Annotated in this window: 14 protein-coding genes and 1 tRNA gene; 9 read left to right on the top strand and 6 right to left on the bottom strand. The window is 58.7% G+C overall.

Annotation, left to right across the window (positions count from 1 at the left end):
• The first annotated feature begins 82 nt into the window (after nt 1-82).
• The 5 genes from gvpC (at nt 83) to msrP (ending at nt 4,219) form a co-directional block, all read left to right on the top strand.
• Complete coding sequence (gene gvpC, locus ACVWYY_RS01405; RefSeq protein ID WP_457439356.1) at nt 83-1,105, top strand: gas vesicle protein GvpC; 1,023 nt, start codon at nt 83-85, stop codon at nt 1,103-1,105.
• Between the two features lie 79 nt (nt 1,106-1,184).
• Nucleotides 1,185-2,069: a gas vesicle protein GvpN gene (gvpN, locus tag ACVWYY_RS01400; RefSeq protein ID WP_011433426.1), complete on the top strand. Its 885-nt coding sequence runs from the start codon at nt 1,185-1,187 to the stop codon at nt 2,067-2,069.
• A gap of 41 nt (nt 2,070-2,110) precedes the next feature.
• Nucleotides 2,111-2,446, top strand: coding sequence for a gas vesicle protein (locus ACVWYY_RS01395; RefSeq protein WP_414408153.1), 336 nt, complete (start codon nt 2,111-2,113; stop codon nt 2,444-2,446).
• A 72-nt stretch (nt 2,447-2,518) separates the two neighbouring features.
• Nucleotides 2,519-2,938, top strand: a complete 420-nt coding sequence (locus ACVWYY_RS01390) for an LptA/OstA family protein (RefSeq protein ID WP_457439354.1) — start codon at nt 2,519-2,521, stop codon at nt 2,936-2,938.
• 324 nt (nt 2,939-3,262) lie between these two features.
• Nucleotides 3,263-4,219 carry a protein-methionine-sulfoxide reductase catalytic subunit MsrP gene (gene msrP, locus ACVWYY_RS01385; RefSeq protein WP_457439352.1) on the top strand — a complete coding sequence of 319 codons (957 nt, stop codon included), beginning with the start codon at nt 3,263-3,265 and terminating at the stop codon, nt 4,217-4,219.
• 1 nt (nt 4,220) lies between these two features.
• On the opposite strand, the gene ACVWYY_RS01380 is transcribed toward msrP, so the two are convergent.
• The 6 genes from ACVWYY_RS01380 to cysS all read right to left on the bottom strand — a co-directional run bounded on the left by ACVWYY_RS01380 (nt 4,221) and on the right by cysS (nt 13,603).
• Entirely contained in the window at nt 4,221-5,414 is a 1,194-nt protein-coding gene (locus ACVWYY_RS01380) for an RNA-guided endonuclease InsQ/TnpB family protein (RefSeq protein ID WP_457439350.1), read from the bottom strand.
• Nucleotides 5,415-5,509: 95 nt separating this feature from the next.
• Nucleotides 5,510-5,583 (bottom strand) — tRNA-Arg (locus ACVWYY_RS01375).
• 12 nt (nt 5,584-5,595) lie between these two features.
• A complete protein-coding gene (locus ACVWYY_RS01370) occupies nt 5,596-6,237 on the bottom strand; it encodes a ribonuclease HII (RefSeq protein ID WP_457387788.1) in 642 nt (213 codons plus the stop codon).
• 35 nt (nt 6,238-6,272) lie between these two features.
• Nucleotides 6,273-8,444, bottom strand: a complete 2,172-nt coding sequence (locus tag ACVWYY_RS01365) for an Rne/Rng family ribonuclease (RefSeq protein WP_457404019.1) — start codon at nt 8,442-8,444, stop codon at nt 6,273-6,275.
• 759 nt (nt 8,445-9,203) lie between these two features.
• Entirely contained in the window at nt 9,204-11,867 is a 2,664-nt protein-coding gene (locus ACVWYY_RS01360) for a TIGR03960 family B12-binding radical SAM protein (RefSeq protein ID WP_457439347.1), read from the bottom strand.
• 152 nt (nt 11,868-12,019) lie between these two features.
• Nucleotides 12,020-13,603, bottom strand: a complete 1,584-nt coding sequence (gene cysS, locus ACVWYY_RS01355) for a cysteine--tRNA ligase (protein WP_457439345.1) — start codon at nt 13,601-13,603, stop codon at nt 12,020-12,022.
• A gap of 340 nt (nt 13,604-13,943) precedes the next feature.
• Here cysS and ACVWYY_RS01350 point away from each other — a divergent pair, with 340 nt between their 5' ends.
• The 4 genes from ACVWYY_RS01350 to ACVWYY_RS01335 all read left to right on the top strand — a co-directional run bounded on the left by ACVWYY_RS01350 (nt 13,944) and on the right by ACVWYY_RS01335 (nt 19,748).
• The gene (locus tag ACVWYY_RS01350) at nt 13,944-15,653 is read left to right on the top strand and encodes a LysM peptidoglycan-binding domain-containing protein (protein ID WP_457385734.1); all 1,710 of its coding nucleotides are present in this window, start codon (nt 13,944-13,946) and stop codon (nt 15,651-15,653) included.
• Between the two features lie 92 nt (nt 15,654-15,745).
• A complete protein-coding gene (locus tag ACVWYY_RS01345) occupies nt 15,746-17,071 on the top strand; it encodes an FIST signal transduction protein (protein WP_457385735.1) in 1,326 nt (441 codons plus the stop codon).
• 81 nt (nt 17,072-17,152) lie between these two features.
• Nucleotides 17,153-18,685 carry a leucyl aminopeptidase gene (locus ACVWYY_RS01340; RefSeq protein WP_414356823.1) on the top strand — a complete coding sequence of 511 codons (1,533 nt, stop codon included), beginning with the start codon at nt 17,153-17,155 and terminating at the stop codon, nt 18,683-18,685.
• Nucleotides 18,686-18,887: 202 nt separating this feature from the next.
• Complete coding sequence (locus ACVWYY_RS01335) at nt 18,888-19,748, top strand: J domain-containing protein (protein WP_457439342.1); 861 nt, start codon at nt 18,888-18,890, stop codon at nt 19,746-19,748.
• Nucleotides 19,749-19,833: the final 85 nt, after the last annotated feature.

Below are 19,833 nucleotides of genomic sequence, written 5' to 3'. Positions count from 1 at the left end.
ATGATAGCTGGATATCGAGTTTGAAGGGGCAGAGAAGCTGTATCCACCCAAGCATTGAAAACGACGTGAGGGATTGGAGATCATGAGTTTGCAGGAACAATGGGCCATGGCCCGCAGCCAGCGGGTGACTCAAAACCGAAGTTTGTTAAGCCGATCCCGGCAGCAGCGCCTAGAGCAGCACCAAGCCCTGATGGTTGAGCTGGGGCAGCGCCGCCAGCAACGACAAGAAGCAATACGGCACCAGACGGAGCAAACCCGCAGCCAATTGCAGAAACTGAGGCAGGAGCGGGCTGTGAGGCGATCCCTGGACGAATGCTCCCGTTCGGAAGCGGCGGCTCAGCGGGCCAAGTCGGTGGCAGAGAGTCTGGCTCGCCTGGAGCAGGAACGAGCTGCTCAATTGGAAGTCAGCCGGCAGCAATTGCAGGCTTTCCGGGCTAACTTGACTGCGGCTGTGGAGCATTTGCTGAGCACCTATACGCAGGCTCGGCAGGCGATGGCCGACAAAACTCAGCAAGCGCGGCAGTCTTTTTGCGCCGATTTGCGGCAGTGGGTACAGGCTCTCCGGCAAATGGCTCGACAGGAGCTGGCTCAGATGGCTCAGGAACAGCAAGCCCAGGCCCAGGCCCTGCGGAGATCCCTGGCCACTTTCCGGGCGGAGTTGCATAAGCAGGTGTGGGGCAATGGGATCCCTGACCTCATCCCAGAACCTGAAGTCTCCACTTCCAGTGCAAGCTCTAACAGTGCCGTTGCGACTGCCGGTGAGACTGCTTCCGACTCAACGCCCATAGCCGAAGACCAAGCCCCGGTGGAGCCGCCTGCTCCCGTCTCTGTTCCCCAGCCCCAGCCCTCGGAGGGTTTAATAACGCCTGAACCCCCTGAAGTTCCGCCTACTGTTGAGAAACAGGTAGATCCCATCCTTGACTATGTCAACAAGTATGTGAGTGATCTACAAGCGCAGGATCCCAACTTGACCCTGCTGCAGGTAATTGGGGATCGGGAACGGGTGCGGGATTTGTTGGCCCGCGGCGCGGTGGATCTGGGGTTGGATCCCTCGGAAATCTTGGCTACGCTGCGGCGCATGGTGTCGGGGGCGGTCGCAGTTTAGTTGTGCCGAGCGCAGGAAGAACATCCGGGCTATAGTCAAGGCAAAGGAGTCTAGGGCAGCAAAGAGGTTGAGTATCTCCATGGCCACGGTTCTGCAGGCGCGTCCCCGCCAGTTCGTGAACACCCCCTATATTGAGCGGATTACCCGCCGCGCTTTGCGCTATTTGCAATCGGGCTTTGCGGTGCACTTGCGGGGGCCTTCGGGTACAGGCAAAACCACTTTGGCGATGCATCTGGCCAGCCTGCTGGGCCGCCCCATCATGCTGATCTATGGGGATGACCGCTTCGATTCTTCCGACCTCATCGGGGGACGCACCGGTTTTACCCATCGGCGGGTGGTGGACAACTTCATTCACTCGGTGGTGAAGACGGAGGAGGATGTGCAGCAGCGCTGGGTGGATGCCCGCCTCACCTTGGCTTGCCGAGAGGGGTTTACCCTCATCTACGACGAGTTCAATCGCTCCCGCCCTGAGGCCAACAATGCTCTCCTGAGTGCCTTGGAGGAGAGGCTGCTGGTGTTGCCGCCGGACAGCAACCGCTCGGAATATCTGCGGGTGCATCCCCAGTTCCGGGCCATTTTTACCTCTAACCCGGAGGAATATACCGGGGTTCACAGGGCCCAAGATGCGCTGCTGGATCGGATGATCACCATCGATATGGGGGAGCCGGACATCGAGACCGAAAAGGAGATTCTCACCTCGCGAATAGGCTTATCCGGCCCCGACGCCCTCAAGATCGTCCACATTGTGCGGGCTTTTCGCCGCAAGTTGGATCTGACGCGCCACCCCAGCCTGCGCAGTTGTTTGATGATCGGGCGCATTGTCAAGGAACATGAGCTGGCAGTTAGCAAAGAGAATGCCGATTTTCGCGCTTTGTGTGCGGATGTGCTGTTGCCCCGGGCTGGCAAGCGCTATGAAGAGGGATCCCAGTTGCTGAATTATCTGCTAGACCAACTGCCTGGCTGAGTCTTTTGCCTGTTGGTACGCTTTGGAGGTCGATTAACCCTGTGCCGATTAGCTCTCAACCCTTGACCACGGCTACTCACGGCTCCTCGCTGGCCGATGTGTTGGAGCGGGTGCTGGACAAGGGCATTGTGATCGCCGGAGACATCACCGTTTCGGTGGGCAATGTGGAGTTGCTGAATGTGCGCATTCGCCTGCTGATTTCTTCGGTGGATAAGGCCAAGGAGATCGGCATCAATTGGTGGGAGTCGGATCCCTACCTCAACAGCCAGGCGCGGGAGCTGCTGGAAGCCAACCGACAGCTCATGCAGCGCGTTGCCGAATTGGAAAGACAGCTTGCCCAAGCTCTGCCCCAGGGGAGAAAGGGAACGGATCAGTAGGCTGCCCCGCCATTATGACCAGGATTGAGAAGCTAGACTGGCTGCTGGGGTGGTTTGACGGGGTGATGGGGCATGACTTTGGAGATAACGCTTGACCGGAAGGGTTGGCAGCGGCTAGGGACGCTGGGCTGGGCTGTGGGTGTGGTGCTGGCCCTTGGGATCCCGGCCTGGGGTCAAAATCCTCGTGCCATCAGCATCAGCGCCGATGTGCAGGAGGCCAACGCCAACACAGGGGTTTTTACGGCCATTGGCAATGTCACCCTCAGTTTTCCTGCCGAGCGGCTTACGGCCCGCGCCCAAAGAGCTGTGTATTACAGCCAGGAGCAACGCATTGAGCTGGAGGGCCAGGTCATCATCAACCAAGGGGAGAATCAGTTGCAAGCGGAGAAAGTCATTTACCACATCGACAAGGGCACCATCCAGGCAGTGCCATCGGCAGGGCGGCAAGTGGAGTCCATCTACGTTTTGCCGGAGCCCAGCTCAAGTCCTTAGCTGATCCCCACACTTTTTTCCAGCAGCACGGACTCAGCCAACACGGCTATACCGTGATTTCGTCACCGATCATCCCAGCCTGCAGGGTTTCCCTCACCCCCAACCCCTCTCTCAAAAGGAGAGGGGAGCCAGGGACAGACATAACAAATCGTTTCATTGCTGTTTGAAATGACTACATTTGAAATGACTACACATGGGGCAGCGCTGGAAACGAGCTCGGGGAATGTCGGCTTAGATCCGTTTAGGATGTAGTAATTCATTTAGGATGTAGTAGTTCGGGCGGCAGACTTTTTCCCTGACTCTGAATCAAAGGATGGCTGATGGATGTTCGGGATCCGAGTTCCTCACCCCTGGCAACGAGAGGCACAGGTCACTCCAGAAGAGATGTTTTTCAGCCGGCGGCAATTTCTAGCGCAACTGGGATCCGTTGGGGTGGGAGCCAGTTTTTCTATTTTTGGGTTTGGCAGCAGGGGAGCTGCTCCCTCGGTAGAACGAGAGCTGAGGGGGATCCCACTCAACCCCCACTTTTCGGATGTGGGCAGGCCCGTCACCGAGGAGATTGTAGCTTCTCGTTACAACAACTTTTACGAGTTTGGCTCCGGAAAGCGCGTCTGGCGGGCTGCACAGGCTTTGCCCACGGATCCCTGGACTGTCGAGATTACCGGGCTGGTGCGGCATCCTCAGCGGTTGGGCCTGGAAGATCTGTTTAACTTCCCCCTCGAAGAGCGCATCTATCGCTTTCGCTGTGTGGAAGCCTGGGCGATGGTGGTGCCGTGGTTGGGCTTTCCGATGCGGCTGTTGCTGGAACGGGTGGATCCTTTGCCGACGGCTCGATTTGTCCGCTTCACTTCCTTTTACGATCCGGAAATTATGCCTGGCCCAATCTGGCCCCCCAACTTGCCTTGGCCCTACACGGAAGGGTTGCGGATCGAGGAAATGGCCAACGAGTTGGCCTTTTTTGCCCTCGGCGTTTATGGCAAGCCGTTGCCCAAACAGCACGGAGCACCCCTTCGCATGGTGGTTCCCTGGAAGTATGGCTTTAAGGGGGGAAAATCCATCGTCAAAATCGAGCTTTTGGATCATCAACCCTCTACGTTTTGGAATACCCTCGCCCCTGAGGAGTATGGATTTGAGGCCAATGTGGATCCTAGGGTGCCCCACCCCCGCTGGTCACAGGAGCAGGAAGTCTTGATCGGTTTCGGATCCCGTTCCCAGTGGCAAATCGTTCCCACCTTGCCCTACAACGGGTACGGAGAGTATGTTGCCCACTTATATGGGTAAACTACCCGACCCTGACTGCTTCGCAGTACAGGGCGGGCTTTCGGTAGCCCTGCAGTTGGCAAGCCAACCACGGACCTCTAGGCTGGTTTACAGCAGCCCCCAAAAGCGCAATCACCTTCGCACCGTTAAAATCCGCATCCCCTTCCCAGCCGCAGTGCCCGCATTTGAACTGCTTACCCTTGCGATAGGATTGAGCGGAGTCGGGATGAATATGCAGGCACTTGTGGCAGATCTGCGAGGTATAGGCCGCAGGGACAGCTACCACTTTGACACCCGCCCTCACAGCCTTGTATTCGATAAACCGCCGCAGCTGGTAGAACGCCCAGCTATTGCTACGCCGCCGCTCCTCACGACTGCGGGGGTGTTGATTGGTGCGTTCTCGAATGCCGCTTAAGTCCTCAATGGCAATGCAGGCAGAAAGAGATTGAGCTGCTTTAACGATGCGCTTAGCGATACTGTGGTTCACCCAAGCTTGAAAGCGTCTCTCTTTGCCAGACAGCCGTTGCAACAGTTCTCTGCATCTGCGCCGCGAACTGCGTGTGCCCTTACTGGCTTTGCGTTGGAGTACCGCCCTCAATCGGGAGTAGTGGTCTCGGACTCGGTTCAACTGCTGTCCATTCCAGTTGTCCCCCTCTGACGTATGAGCAATATCCGTCCTTCCCAAGTCCACCCCGATCACCTTGTCGGTATCTTGTTGCTTGGGTGTTTTTTCCTCTACGCAAATCTGGATGTAGTAGGAGCCATCTTTGCGCTTGACCAGCGTGGCAGCTTTTGGGTTGGAACCAGCCAGCATTCCCCTCTGGTAGTTGCCAATGGCTAGCTCAAAGCGTTCTCTTCCATCAACCGTGGCAAGCGACACCGTCCAGTCTTTCTCGCGAAACGAGAAGATACGTGCATCGTAGGTAACGAACCTACGCTTGAACTCTTTAACTGGACGGCTGCGCTGTCTCGCCACTTTGCGAGCGCCTGCCACCCGTCTGCAGACCTGCTGGGCCAAGTTACTGGATAAGCCGAACCGGGCACGGATTTCGCGGTAGCACAGAGACTGGAGCTTAACGGCGTTGGCGACTTTCTCGGGTGTGTTTTGGTTGACCCAGTTCAAGGCTTGGCCAAAAGCCTCCAAAGTCGCGTCCAATTTGGCGGCCTGCGACTGGGACACCTTGAGCTTGCAGGAGACGGTCAGGACTTGGGTCATGGTTCTATCATAACTTCCGCATTCCTCCCGACACTGACCCTACGGGTACAGTGCGGGGCTCCTGCGATTTCTAGCTGAACTTATATGCCTGAAGACGCCCACGAAAGGATTCGAACCTCCGACACCTGGGACCGGAACCCAGTGCTCTAGTCCACTGAGCTACGTGGGCAATGCAACTGCATTAACCATCATATCTGCTGACTTTCAGTTCTGCCAAGGGGGCAAAGCTGCGGCGGTGCTGCGGGGTGGGCCCCAAGTTCTGCAACGCCAGTCGGTGCTCCCGCGTGCCATAGCCAACGTTGGTGCGCCAGCCGTAGCCGGGGTACTGCCGATCCCAGCTCTGCATCAAGGCATCTCGCCAGACTTTGGCCACAACTGAAGCAGCGGCAATGGAGAGGCTGATGTGATCCCCCTTGACCAGGGCCGTTTGCCGGGATCCCAGCTCGGCCAGCGGCAATCCATCCAGCAAAATGTGTTCGATTGGATCCAACTTGGCCAAAGCCCGCTGCATGGCTAGCACCGTGGCCTGGCGAATGTTGAGCCGGTCGATCTCAGCAGCAGAGGCACTGCCAACGCCCACAGCCAAAGCCACCTGCCGAATCCGTTCCGCCCATTGAGCGCGTTGCTGCGGACGCAGTTGTTTGGAATCCCTCACTCCCTCCAGTTCTTTGGGATCCATCTGGGCCGGCAAAATTACCGCCGCCGCCACTACCGGCCCGGCCAGGGCCCCCCGCCCCACCTCATCCACCCCCGCCACCCGCAGGATCCCCTGCTGCCAAAGGGATCCCTCCCAGATCAAACTCGGCCTTGCCCGCTCCACCATACTCCCATGCCTGCCCCTGGGCTTGAGAGCAGCGCCTAACTGCTGCGGGAGCGCCGTCGCCTGGAGGCTGCTGGAGATTGCTGGGCAGGGCTGATCCCCAGTTCCGCGGCTGGCTCGGCCAAGCTGCTCTGCACGGCTGACGGGAACGATTCAGCAGAGGAGATTTCGGGTTCCGAGGGTTCGGGTGGAGAAACGGTATCCAGCGGCTCCTTCTCCTGCAAGGCATCCGGTTCGGGCGCCAATTCCTCCGCCTGAGAAGTTGCCTCAGTCTCCACCTCTGGGCTACTTTCCACCTCGACAGTTCCCGGCAGAACCACCCTAACCGCCGTGTCTCGGCCCCAAGGCGGCGGCTGGTCAAGCAGCAACAGCGGCGACAGCCCCAGCTCCGAGTAGACCCGTTGTTGTAACGGGGTCATCTCCACGGTGACGGTTTGCCGTACCGGAGCCGGACGGCCTTCTGAGGACTCCGTCCCGCTGGCGCGAACGGTGCGGGCTGGGGAAGTGTGATCTTTGCGTGCGGTGGATTCTGCCTCTTCCCCAGGGCCAGAACGGCGGGGTTCTTGACGCTTTAGGTCTGCTCCGCCCCCTGGCAGTTGCATCGGCTCTGGGGCTTCCTCTTCTACAGGAGTATCCAGGCTCCGGGCAACGAGGCGCTGGCCAGTGCGGGGATCCCCCCAGTCTTCGCGGGGACGCTTGCGTCCCGTTTCAACCCGTGGCTCTTCCTCCAGATCGTCTGAAGTCGTAAAGGGATCCGGGCTGGGGCGTCGTTGTCCGGGGGCAGATCGCGACCGCCGCAGCAGCGCACGGCTATCGCCTCGAGACAGCCCATCGCTTCCCACTCGCAGGCGCGCCCGTTGGGAGTTGCCATCGCGGGGCAGGATCGGGCCGGCGTCTTCCTCATCCCCTTCTTCCACCTCGGTGGGCAGCGTTACCGTCAGGCCGCTTTCTATCGTCAAGAGATGTCCCGGCTCGGCCCCCGGCAAGCGGGCCAGGATCCCCAGCCCCTCACAGGTGGGGCAAGAATAGCCGAAGATCTCGTAAAGGCTTTGCCCCTGCCGTTTGCGGGTGAGCTCCACCAGCCCCAATTCCGACAGTTGGACCACCTGTGGGCGAGCTTTGTCGCTGGAGAGGGCCTTGTTAAAATGCTCCAAAACCAGCAACTGGTCGCGGCGGGAATCCATATCGATGAAGTCCACCACAATCACACCGGCAATGTTGCGCAGCCTCAATTGGCGGGCGATCTCGGTAGCCGCCTCACAGTTTGTCCACAGCACTGTCTCCCGAGAAGTGGCCGATTGGGTGAAGGAGCCCGAGTTAACATCAATTACCGTCAGGGCCTCGGTGGGCTCGATGATGATGTAGCCGCCAGAGGGCAAATCCACCCGTGGCCGCAGCGCCTGCCGAATAACCGCGTTGACCCGAAAATACTCCAGAATGGGGGTGGGCTCGCGGTGGGCATCGACAACGACACCAGGGGGCATTTGGCCCTTGTTCCAGCCCTGCAGATAGCTACGGACTCGCTTCGCTCCTGCCGCAGAGTCGGTCACAATACGGTTCACATCGTCGGAGTAAACATCCCGCAGCACCCGCTGAATAAAGTCGTCATCCCGGTTGAGTAGCCCCGGCCCCCGTGCCGCCTGATACTGCTGTTGAATATCTTCCCAGAGTTTCTTCAATTGCTCCAGGTCGTCGATCATCGCTTCTTCGGACACACCTTCCGCTTCGGTGCGCACCAACAGGCCCATCTGCGGGGGTTTAATCAAAATGGCCAGCGACTTCAAACGGTTGCGTTCTTCTCGATCCTCGATGCGGCGGGACAGATGAACGCCTTTTCCGTAGGGTCGCAACACCAAATACCGCCCTGGAAAGGCCAAATCTCCGGTAAGCCTTGGCCCTTTGTTGCCGGTAGGCTCTTTCATCACCTGTACCAGCACCTTTTGCTGCGGCAAGACCAGCTCAGAAATCGAGGCATGACTTCGCTTGAGGCGCAGCGGGCCCAGGTCGCTGACGTGGATAAACCCATTGCGCTCTGCAGGGCCGATGTTGACGAAAGCGGCATCGATGCTGGGCAGAACGTTCTCGATGATTCCGACGTAAACGTCTCCCACTTGGTGAGCGCCGCTGGCGACGATCAGCTCCTGCACTTGATCTTCGGCGAAGACGGCTGCCACTCGATGTTGCTCGGCAATGACAATCTGCCTGGGCATTAACTTCCCTCCCCGCCCCAAGGGCACGCGGTTACGGGTTGAACCCTCATTCTGGCGAGGTGTTGTCCTTTTGCCGGGATCCGCTTAAGTTTCTTTGACCAGGATTGACTCATCATGGGGGTGTCCATTACCCTCAGCTCTGCTTTGACGCTTGGCTTTGTTTGCTCTCCAATGGGTGAGGCGAGTTATGTAAACTGCCCAATGCTGGCCTTGGTGGGTACAGCGGGGGGCTTCTGCTGATTGGAAGGAAAACTCATCGGATGGGATGAATGGATTCGGTGAGGTTTGCATGGAGATTCATGGATGGGCTCAATCGATAGGCTCAGGGAGCAAGACGGCTCCGCCTCGGGAGATCGAACGCTGGCCCATTGCAGAACCCCAGTTGTGCGGCCCAGCCTGTTCGCGAAAGCGTCGCGTAGCGATAGTCCACAACAAGACAGGGTTTGCGCGCGGAAAGAAGCACCTTCTCAGGGTAAAATTTTCTGGTCAGATCTGGGCTAGGTCGAAGAGGCACACTTTTCTGTTGCACCTATCGACTCGACCCCATCACGCCTGTTACCTGCCCTGGGTACTGAGTTAAGAGTGTCTCCATTCCAGAATCCGGCCCAGCTTTTGCCTGCTGCTCACCCCGCCCTTGGTCAAGTTGATGCTTGGCGAGCCCCACAGCGGCAGGAGCCAGCAATAGCAGCATTATAGCGCTTGTGGGATCCCTCAGCCCAGACAGACCCTTAGCCCTTGGGTTGCTCCCAGAGGAAGTGCTCAATCTGGATCGGCTAGGGGGTTCTCCCACAACAGGCGCAGCCGCTTTGCCGTCTGTAGTGTCCAGTGGGGCAACCCCAATGACTCGGCCATTTGAACCAGATGGGTGGGCCGCAGGTAGGCACCGTCGTTGCGGCAACTGCCCCGGTAAAGGAGGCAAGCGCTGCCCTCGGGGGTCAGGCCCTGAAACTCTAGGTAGTAAAGCAGGGCGCGGGCATTGAAGGGAGAGGACTTGCCAGACTTGGAGGTTTTTTCAATCCAGATTTCCTGCGCGTCTAGGATCTGGGTGACCCAGGCAGGCCAAGAGGACTCCGTCCCGCTGCCGTGAACGGCTTTGGGCAACTCGCAGCTCACCGTGAGCTGATATTCGGCGGCGTAAACGGCTGCGGTGGCCGAGGGATCCCGAAGGCTAATTTCTTGGACGGCTTGGATGGGGATCTCCGGGGGCAGCTGTTCGCTCAGAAGGGCGCGCAGTTTCTCAGGCGTCAGAGGACCTTCAGGCCGATCCAGCAGCTCCAGATCCAGGATTTCGCCATAGCCTTCCTGGCCAATGGGCAGAGCGTTGGCGTTGGCCAGGCGGGGCATGGGGTGGTAGCCGCCGCTGAAGGCCAGAGGTAACCCCGCTCGCCGACAGGCCCGTTCCCACAGGCGCATGAGATCCAGGTGGCCCAGCCAGCGCAGATCCCCGGTTTTGCCGTAGGTGATGCGGAAACGCTGGGCAGGTGGCTCCGGCTCCAGGGGATCCGGGGTGGGGGTGGGTTTGCTCTGCAGGGGCGGGACGGGCGGAGGGGGAATGACGATGTTGTGGCCGAAGCCGGGGCCGCAGATGCCGCAGGCGGAGCAGCCCTCGAAGGAGCAGTCTTCCACGGTGAGGGCTTCCAGGGCGCGGCGGTAGTCTTTTTGCAGCCATTTTTTGTCGATGCCGGTATCGATGTGATCCCAGGGCAAGGGATCCTCCAGGCCCAATTCCCGGATGGGGAGATGGGCGCAGAGGGCGACCGGATCGGCGGCAGGATCCACCTCTTCGCCGCAGTAGGCCCTCACCCAGGCAGCGTAGGCGGCGTCGATGTTTTCCCACCAGGCGTCCATGCCGGCCCCAGCCCGCCAGGCCCGCTCGATCATCTGTCCCAGGGAGCGATCCCCTTTGCCAATAAAGTCTTCCAGGATGCTGAAGCGGATATCGGTGAAGTGGGCCTTGACTCCCCGTAGCCGGCGCAGCTCCTTCTGCAGCAGGGCCTGCTTCCGCTGCACGTCGGCATAGTCCACCCGGTGCCACTGGAAGGGGGTGTGGGGCTTGGGGGTGAAGTTGGAGAGGGTGAGGGTAAACTCCACCCGCTTGCGACCCAGGGCTGCACATTCTCGCTGCAGCATCTCGACGGTGCGGGCGATCCCAATCACGTCGGCGTCGGTCTCGCCGGGCAGGCCAATCATGAAATAGAGCTTGATTTTGTCCCAGCCCTCTTGGACGGCGGTGCGAATGCCGCGAATCAAGTCGGCATCGGTGAGGCCCTTGTTGATGATGTCCCGCAGCCTTTGGGTGCCAGCTTCGGGGGCAAAGGTGAGGCCGGAGCGGCGGGATCCCTTCATGATGGCGGCAATTTGCTCATCAAAGCGATCCACCCGCTGGCTGGGCAGGGAGAGGGCGACGTGCTCCCCGAGCAGACGGTTGTGCAGCTCCGCTCCCACCGCCGGCAGGGAAAGGTAGTCGGAGCAACTGAGAGAAGAGAGGGAAAATTCGTTGTAGCCGGTCTTGCGCAAGCCCTGCACCACAGCCTCCACCACTGCTTCCGGATCCACATCCCGCGCTGGGCGGGTAAGCATTCCCGGCTGGCAAAATCGGCAGCCCCGTGTGCAGCCCCGCCGCACTTCCATCACCAGGCGGTCGTGGACGGTTTCCACCAAAGGCACCAGGCCGACGGAGTATTGGGGTTGAGGCAGGGCCACCCGACGGCGGACGCGCTCCGGCACCCCAGGCACAATGGGTCGAGGCGGGATCCCCTCGTAAAACTGGGGCACGTACACCCCCGGCACCTGGGCCAGCTCCAGCAAGACCTCTCGGCGGGGCTTGGACAGGGATCCGGCCAGCACTTGGCCAATTTCCGGCAGCACCTCTTCCCCATCTCCGAAGACGAAGAAATCGAAAAAGTCGGCAAAAGGCTCTGGGTTGGAGGTGGCGGTTGGCCCGCCGGCAAAGATCAGAGGGCACTCTTCCGGGGTGAAGGGCTGCCGCTCCCACCACTTGAGCGGGATCCCGGCCAGATCCAGCATCTCCAGAATGTTGGTGCCCCCCAGCTCGTAAGCCAGGCTGAAGCCAATGATGTGAAAGGCGCGCAGAGGGCGGCGGGATTCCACGGCAAACAGCGGGATCCCCAACTGCCGCAGGCGGGCCGCCAGATCCGGGCCTGGCAAGTAGGTGCGGTCACACAGTTGATCCGGCTGGGCGTTGAGGATGTTGTAAAGGATGAGGTGGCCTAGGTTGGAAGCTCCCACCTCGTACAGCTCTGGATAGCTCAGCACCCAACGCACCCGCGCCGAATCCCAAGGACGGTGGACGGCACCGAACTCTTTGCCCAAGTAGCGGGCTGGCCGCTGAATCTCAGGGGTAAGCAGGCGATCCAGATCGATGGGACTCAGATGCGGTTCAGTTGCAGCCAGAGAGAGCATGGGGATCCGCCGAGACGTTGACACAGTCACTGATCTGACTCTAGCCGAACTTTTCCAGCAACCCAAACGAAGGGAGAAGCACTTTGCCCCTCTGAGCCCCTAGGTTACAGCCACATCCATTTTGAATGAGCCCGAGGAATGCTCCTCAACCCCTATTCTCGCAGCCAACGGGTGGTGCCATCTTTTTGATCGATGAGGGTGATGCCGAAGGCTTTCAACTGATCCCGAATGCGATCGGCTTCGGCAAAGTTTTTGGCCTTGCGGGCTGCCGAGCGCTGCGCGATCAGCTCCTCGATTTTTTTAAAGTTAAGTTCCCCATTTGTAGCTGCTTCTTTGGATCCCTCGAATTCAGAGAATGAGGGCCAACAGAATCCCAAAGTAGCCAAAATCTCCAGCAAGGCAGCGCTTTTTTGTTTGAGGGCCTGGGGCTCCAGATGGGTTTGGCCTTGATGGGTGAACAGGTTGTGTTCGCGGGTGAGTTCTTTGGCCAATTCAAAAGCGATAGCCAGCGCTTCAGGGGTGCCAAAATCATCGTCCATAGCAGCTTGAAAGGCTTGCATGGCCTCAGCATCAGGGGATCCCTTTTCTTCTTTGCAGAAGTGCTGGGCACAGTGGATCCCTTTCTGGAGGGTTTCCCAGCCACGGCTAGCCGCCTGCATGGCTGCCTCGGTGAGATCTATGGGGCTACGGTAGTGGGTCTGCAACAGAAACAGCCGCAAGGCCATGGGGTGATAGACGGCGAGGGCCTGTCGCAGGGTGGTGAAGTTGCCCAAAGATTTGGACATTTTCTCGCCGTTGATGTTGAGAAAACCGTTGTGCATCCAGTACTTGGCCATCGGCTTGCCGGTGATTGGCTCCGATTGGGCCAGCTCATTTTCGTGGTGGGGGAAAATCAAATCTGCCCCGCCGGCGTGAATGTCGATGTGATCTCCCAGGGTCTCCCGCACCATGGCGGAACATTCGATGTGCCAGCCCGGTCGCCCCCAACCCCAAGGGGAGGCAAACCCCGGCTCAGAAGGGGGGGCCGCTTTCCAAAGGGCAAAGTCGAAGGGATCCTGTTTGTCGGCTCCTTCTTCTCCTACCCGGCCACTGGCTCCCGCCTCCATCTCCTCCAGTTTTCGACCGGATAGCTGGCCGTAATCCGGGAACTTGCGGACAGAGTAGTAAACAGAGTACTGAACAGAGGCGGTGGTCTCTGGCTGGTGTCCCGCTTGCAAGAGGGAAGACGGGTCGGTCTGGTGTCGAATCGGATCCCGTACCCGGTAGGCAAAGCCTTTGAGTTCCAGAGATTGGATCAACTGGAACATGGCTTGCAGCGATTGCGTTGCCCTCGGGTAGAGATCGGCCCGCTTGATGTTCAGGCGATCCATGTCCTGGAAATATTCGGCGATGAAGCGCTCCGCCACCGCTTGCATGGATTCGCCACGTTCCAACGCCCGCTTGAGGATCTTGTCGTCCACATCGGTAAAATTCTGCACATACTTCACTCGGTAGCCGCGCCACTCCAAGTAGCGACGCACCGTGTCCCAAACCACGTAGGTACGCGCATGGCCGAGGTGGCAGAGGTCGTAAACCGTTACACCACAGACATACATCCGCACCAGGGGCTTCTCCTCCGCAACTGGAGCTGCAGATCCCTGGGAATTGCCGACGGAAACGGATTGAGATCCACCTGCTGCCAGCGGCTGAAACACTTCCTTGCGGCGAGTCAATGTGTTATAGACAACCAAATCCATGGGTATCCCTAGTTTGTAGTTTCAGCTACAGCAAAACAGGCTTTGTCTTCCAAAAAAAGACGATGGCGCACTTTGTCTTGAATCGGATGAGGCTCGACAAAATCTCAACGAGCCAAGGGCTGGAACCATTGTGAGGCAAGCATTGTGGCTGAAATTACCTGCCAAGACTTGTCTAGATTTGTTAACTACGGTACTCTAACCTGAGTGCGAGCCAGCCTGTTCATTAGCGAGCTCCACCCCGGCTTGAGTCACCCCTGGGGTGCTCGGTGCCAAGGGGCTTATGCCCCTCATTTTGACATCTTCTTCTCTTGCACTCTAGTGTCAGCCTGTTGGTGTGAGGATGCCTTTAAAACCCACTTTCCCCAATCCCCAAAACGGGGAGCTGGATTTCCGCGGTGCTGCCGTGAGCACCCTTTCCCCCCCACCCCCAAAGGGCTCGGCAGGGATCCCTTCAGAACAGTCCTGGACTTCTGCGGATTCATCTGCCGAGGAAGCCTATCTTCTGGAGTGGGCTCCAGCCCCTCTCTCTGGGCGGTCGAAGCCAAGATGGGTTGGTTTGGCCCTCTCTCTCAGCTTAACGGGCCTGGTATGGCTTCTGAAGCTGGAGGCGGATCCCTGCGCAGAAGCTGGGGAAGAGCAGCTGCCGGCCACCCCCAGGTGCCCAACCGAGCCTGAGACAGCCCATCCAGAGCCGGGGGATTCTGCTCCTGCGCGTCGGGGATATCCGGCTTGGGCCACTGGTCTTTTGCTGATGCTGGGCTTGGCCGGAGTCGCTACCCTACAGCAGCGACAGTTGAATCGCCCCCTGTCTCCGGCGGTAGAGCCGATCCCACCCTCTGTGCATACGCTATCTGGCGCTCTGCAGCAAAACTACGAGCGGAAAAAGGAGCAGCTGCGCCAAGCCTTCGCAGAAGGGCGAATCCCGACAGGAGAAGGGCCCAGAGGCATTCTGGAGCATGAAATTCAGCCGGGGGAAACCCTCTGGCAACTGACCCAGATGTATCAGCTCGACGCGGCTGCCATCACCGTCTCCAATGGTATTCAGGCCAGTACTGAGCTGAAGCCGGGGCAAGTTCTCCTCATCCCCAGCCAGCCGGGATTGATCTACACCGTCAAGCAGGGAGACACACTGGAGGACATTGCCAACCGCTACCGAGTTCCCCAGCAGCGGATTATCGAAGCGACTCCTCTGGATCGCCCGGAATATCTGCGCATTGGCCAACGCCTGCTCATCCCCGGCGATGTGGGCGAGTTGATCCAGCGTCAGAAGGAGATGATCGCTGCCCAGAAAGCTCGCGAAGAGGAAGAGCGCCGCCAGCAAGAGGAGGAAGCCCAACGCCAAGCCGAAGCCCAAGCTCGATTACAGGCGGAGCAGCAACGCCGGGCCCAGCAAATGGAACAAGAACGGCAGGCCCTCTTGGCCGGTGGATCCCTGACCCACACAGTTGGAGCCGGTGACACCATCGAACGGATCGCCGCCCGCTATGGGGTAACTCAGCGATCCATTATTCAAGCCAACAACTTGCGCAATCCCCACTGGCTGCGCATTGGCCAACGCCTTACGATTCCGGCGCCGGGTACGCAGCCCACCCCAGCTCCTGCCCGACGAGCTCAGAGCCAGCCACAAGCTCGGCCAGCGCCGCCAGCGCCCCCTCCAGCTCCTCCTCAGGCCCGCAGCAGTGGGTTTATCTGGCCGGTCTCCGGGCAAATCACCTCTGGCTTTGGCTACCGTCGCGGTCGCCTTCATGCAGGGGTAGATATTCCTGGCCCCGTGGGATCCCCCATTGTAGCCGTTCAGGAGGGAGTGGTGATCTTCGCGGGGAATGGCGGGGATGGCTACGGCAATCGGGTGGATATCCGCCATCCCAACGGAATTGTTACTCGCTATGCCCACGGCCATCAGATTTACGTTTCCACAGGCCAGTACGTGCAGCAGGGGCAGACAATCATGAGCCGCGGCAGCACTGGCTGGAGCACAGGGCCGCATCTGCACTTTGAAGTCCGCCCCGGCGGGGGCGCGCCTGTGGATCCCCGGCCCTATCTGCCCTGATCCTGTCCCAAAGCGAGACTACACAGAACAGCCAGCCTGGCCATAAATTGCTAGCCTAAAAACAGCAAACTCCAGACCGTAGGAACACGCCGATGCAGTGGGTGAACGCGCTCTCCCAGCTCCCTTCCCTAGAAGCGGCTCTGCGGCAGGTGGTGGAGGAAGCCAAGGCCAAGCTTCAGGCGGCCCAGCTGAAAAGTGCCTTGAGTCGGCAGGTGCAGACGGTGGGATCCGGCAGCTTGCCGGGGCTGCTGACAGGGTATGTTCCCTCTCAGCCTCTGCGGCCCAACCTGGGGGTTTTGTTTGTGTCGGCGGCCTTTGCCAGCGAATACATCCGGGTGTTGCCATTGCTGTCGGGGCTGCTGGAGGTGGACGTTTTGATCGGCTGCTCCGGGGGTGGCATTGTGGGTGGCGGGCATGAAATTGAGGATGGCCCGGCTCTCTCCTTGTCTTTGGCGGTCATGCCGGAGGTGGTGCTGCATCCTTTTCATCTGCGGGGGAACCAATTGCCAGACTTGGATGCGGCTCCTTCTGCCTGGGTCGATTGTGTTGGGGTTTCGCCGCAGAGCAAGCCTCATTTTCTGCTCTTGGCCGATGGATTTTCCTCTGGCATCTCAGAGTTGCTGCAGGGGTTGGATTTCGCCTATCCGGGATCCGTCAAAGTGGGGGGATTGGCCAGTGGGGGCCGCGGCCCTCGGGGCAATGCTCTGTTTTTGCTGGATGCGCGTACCTCCACACCTCGGCGGGAGCTGTATCGAGAGGGCACAGTGGGGCTAGCGCTCTACGGCAATGTGGTGCTGGATGCAGTGGTGGCCCAGGGGTGTCGCCCCATTGGGGATCCCTTGCGGGTGACGGAAGCAGAGGGGAATGTGATTCTTGGCTTGGAGGGTCGCCCTCCTCTAGCGGTTTTGCAGGACTTGGCAGAGCGGCTCAGTCCCGTGGATCAGCGATTGGCCCGCCACTCTCTCTTCATCGGCCTGCTGATGGATGAGTTCAAGTCGGAGCCGACGCCGGGAGATTTCCTCATTCGCGTAATCTTGGGCGTTGATCCGCGCGTGGGGGCGCTGGCCATCGGGGATCAGGTGCGCCCTGGCCAGACGGTGCAATTTCATCTGCGGGATGCCCAGACTTCGGCAGAAGATCTGCGTTGGGCCCTCAGCCGCTATTGTGCCGAGCGCAACTTGAGGCAAAGCCCCTCTCAACCGAGGCCGGAGCCTTGTGGGGCGTTGATGTTCTCCTGTTTGGGGCGAGGCAAGGGCCTGTACGGCACTCCCGATTTTGACTCGCAACGGTTTCGGGAATTGCTTGGAGAGCTGCCCTTGGGGGGGTTCTTTTGCAATGGTGAGATCGGCCCCGTTGGGGGATCCACCTTTTTACACGGCTACACTTCCTGCTTCGGGATCTTCCGGCCCGCCCACTAGAGGGGGGATCCCTTGCCCTAAGAGCCGGCAAAATTAGATAAACTGAGGATCTGCTGTCAACAGCTTGGTCAAGGATTTCTCATGCAGCTTCATCTTAGCGAGCCGCCACTCACTCAAGGGGAATGTGCCCTGGTCTATTGCTTTGCCGCTTCCGGCGGGAATGGCCGCTTTCCTCTGCCCCCTGAGATCGCCTCTTGGGATGAAAAGGCGTGGTCAGGGCTGGTGGCGGAAACCGTTCAGGAGCAGGGGTTTCAGGGGAAGCCGAATAGCAGTGTTGCCCTGCGCCTGACAGGAGAGATCCGCAAACTGGTGTTGGTGGGGCTAGGGGATCCCGCGGCCCTAACGCTAGAAGCCCTACGACGGGCCACAGCCAACGGCCTGCGCCAGGCTCACAGCTTAAAAGCCAAGCAGGTGATGCTGTCTTTGCCGGAGACGGGGTTGGATCGGGTGCGTGGGGTTCAGGCGGTGGCCGAAGCCTGCCTACTGGTGGCGCACCGGGACAATCGGTTTAAATCTTCAGCCAAAGGGGAAGAGGAAAACAGCTTTTCTGTGCAGGAAGTAACTCTCTTGGTGCCGGGGTTGGCCCAGGCTCGCCCCGATTACGAAGTCGCGCTGCAGCGGGCCATTGAGATGGCGGCAGGAACCATCTTGGCTCGGGAATTGGTGGCTGCCCCCGCCAACATTGTGACTCCTCTTGCCCTGGCCGATACCGCCCGCCAACTGGCCCAGGAATATGGTCTAGAGGTGGAGATTCTGGGACAGGAAGAATGCGAAGCTCTGGGGATGGGGGCTTTTTTGGGTGTGGCCAAAGCCTCTGATCTGCCGCCCCAGTTCATTCACCTCACCTACAAGCCGCCACAAGGGGATCCCGTTACCAAATTGGCCCTGGTGGGCAAGGGGCTGACCTTCGATTCCGGTGGGTTGAACATCAAAACCGACTCCCGCAGCATCGCCATGATGAAAACCGACATGGGGGGAGCAGCGGCAGTTTTGGGAGCTGCACGGGCCCTAGCCGCCCTCAAGCCGCAAGTGGAGCTGCACTTCATCGTTGCTGCCACGGAAAACATGATCAGCGGCCATGCCATCCACCCAGGGGATATCCTCACCGCTTCTAACCAGAAGACCATTGAGGTCAACAACACCGATGCAGAAGGCCGCCTCACCTTGGCAGATGCCCTGGTGTTTGCGGAAAAGCTGGGCGTTGATGCCATCCTCGATCTGGCTACCCTGACCGGTGCTTGTGTGATTGCTCTGGGGGAAGAAATTGCCGGCTTGTTCACCCCAGATGAGACGCTGGCCCAGGAGCTACAGCAGGCTGCCAATCTTTCCGGCGAAAAAATCTGGCGCCTGCCGCTGGAAGAAGGCTACTTCGAGGGTCTCAGCTCCATTGTGGCCGACATGAAAAACACCGGCCCCCGCTCAGGGGGATCCATCACCGCTGCCCTGTTCCTGAAGCAGTTTGTGGAGAAAACCCCTTGGGCCCACCTGGATATAGCAGGCCCCGTTTGGACAGAGAAGGATGCAGGCTACAACAACAAAGGGGCCACCGGTTATGGGGTGCGCACCCTGGTGGAGTGGGTCTTGGCGCGGCAAGCCGCAGCAGCTTGCTCATAACCCCGCCTTTCTGGACGTTGGGCCTTGAAAAAGCATCTACTGAGGGAGGAGCCAAGGGCTGCTTGGCTGGAGCTGTCCGATCCCTAAAATAGGCTTAAAAAAGAGTCTAGGTATTGAGTAGCACTTTGCAAGGCTTCCCCTCTGAGAATAGGATCCCTGCATTAAAGTAGCCGGCACAAGGCCCCCTGCGCGGGATCCTCCCATGAAAGACCTTTACCGCGAGCTGGAATTACAGCCCAATGCAACTTTAGAAGAAATTAAAGAGAGCTATAGGCGGCTTGCCAAAGAATACCATCCCGATAAACTTCACCCAGATACGCCTGTTAAAGCGCGGCAGTACATTGAGGAAAAGTTTAAGTCTATTCAGGAGGCGTACTCGATACTGAGCGATCCTGTGAAGCGAAAAGCCTATGACTCCCAAAGACTTTCCCAGACTTCGTCCACGAAAGGGAGCGGGCATGGCCAAGACTTGAAAGCGGAACGCAGCTACAGCACCCAAGACGGCAACCCTTGGCCCTTTGACTTCGACAAGATAAAGGAAGCTGCAGAAGAGATAGAACGTCGCAAGAAAAATATCGAGGCTAACTATAACCAGAAAATAGAGCAAGTTAAGTCTGAACTCAAGAAGAACTTAATCGCTATTGGAGTAAGGGAGGAAGATGCCAGAATTGACTACAGATTTATTACGAAGGACGACAACATACAATCTTGTTTAACCTTTCTCTTGCTCGGTGTTTTGGCTCTCTCGATTGGCTGGGAGCTTGTTGGTGTCATACTTATTCTCTTTTCATTTCTTGCTGGCTGGTCAGCAGTCCTTGACTCCAAATACAGTAAGGATCAAGTAGAAAGGGCTAAAAAGCTCCAAGGAGAGGCAACATCAGCAATAGCCCAGATGGAGAAAGACAGAGACTCGGAGCTTTCCCAGCTTGAGCTTCACTGTAGAAGTAGGATCGATCGTTTTAAAGCTGTCCCTATCGAATCTATATCCCCATTTTATAAGTGGGCTGAGTGGGGAGGATCAGCTATTTTTGCTAACTGCAATGAAGGAAAAGGCAGATGCTAAAAGCCTAGAAGAAAACTTGAAGATAGCGGCTGGAGTTGCTGTGGGTATTGGCATACTAGCCGCCTTATTTGGGCTGGGAGGTGGA

This window comes from Thermostichus sp. MS-CIW-34, from assembly GCF_054060435.1.
Note: the sequence above shows the minus strand (reverse complement) of the source record. Positions and strands in the feature narration are given on the sequence as shown.

Bases quoted from the DNA above. Each gene is read 5' to 3' on its own strand.
- gvpC (WP_457439356.1), top strand. From the start codon at position 83: ATGAGTTTGCAGGAACAATGGGCCATGGCCCGCAGCCAGCGGGTGACT.
- gvpN (WP_011433426.1), top strand. From the start codon at position 1,185: ATGGCCACGGTTCTGCAGGCGCGTCCCCGCCAGTTCGTGAACACCCCC.
- ACVWYY_RS01390 (WP_457439354.1), top strand. From the start codon at position 2,519: ATGACTTTGGAGATAACGCTTGACCGGAAGGGTTGGCAGCGGCTAGGG.
- msrP (WP_457439352.1), top strand. From the start codon at position 3,263: ATGTTCGGGATCCGAGTTCCTCACCCCTGGCAACGAGAGGCACAGGTC.
- ACVWYY_RS01380 (WP_457439350.1), bottom strand. From the start codon at position 5,414: ATGACCCAAGTCCTGACCGTCTCCTGCAAGCTCAAGGTGTCCCAGTCG.
- ACVWYY_RS01370 (WP_457387788.1), bottom strand. From the start codon at position 6,237: ATGGTGGAGCGGGCAAGGCCGAGTTTGATCTGGGAGGGATCCCTTTGG.
- ACVWYY_RS01365 (WP_457404019.1), bottom strand. From the start codon at position 8,444: ATGCCCAGGCAGATTGTCATTGCCGAGCAACATCGAGTGGCAGCCGTC.
- ACVWYY_RS01360 (WP_457439347.1), bottom strand. From the start codon at position 11,867: ATGCTCTCTCTGGCTGCAACTGAACCGCATCTGAGTCCCATCGATCTG.
- cysS (WP_457439345.1), bottom strand. From the start codon at position 13,603: ATGGATTTGGTTGTCTATAACACATTGACTCGCCGCAAGGAAGTGTTT.
- ACVWYY_RS01350 (WP_457385734.1), top strand. From the start codon at position 13,944: ATGCCTTTAAAACCCACTTTCCCCAATCCCCAAAACGGGGAGCTGGAT.
- ACVWYY_RS01345 (WP_457385735.1), top strand. From the start codon at position 15,746: ATGCAGTGGGTGAACGCGCTCTCCCAGCTCCCTTCCCTAGAAGCGGCT.
- ACVWYY_RS01340 (WP_414356823.1), top strand. From the start codon at position 17,153: ATGCAGCTTCATCTTAGCGAGCCGCCACTCACTCAAGGGGAATGTGCC.
- ACVWYY_RS01335 (WP_457439342.1), top strand. From the start codon at position 18,888: ATGAAAGACCTTTACCGCGAGCTGGAATTACAGCCCAATGCAACTTTA.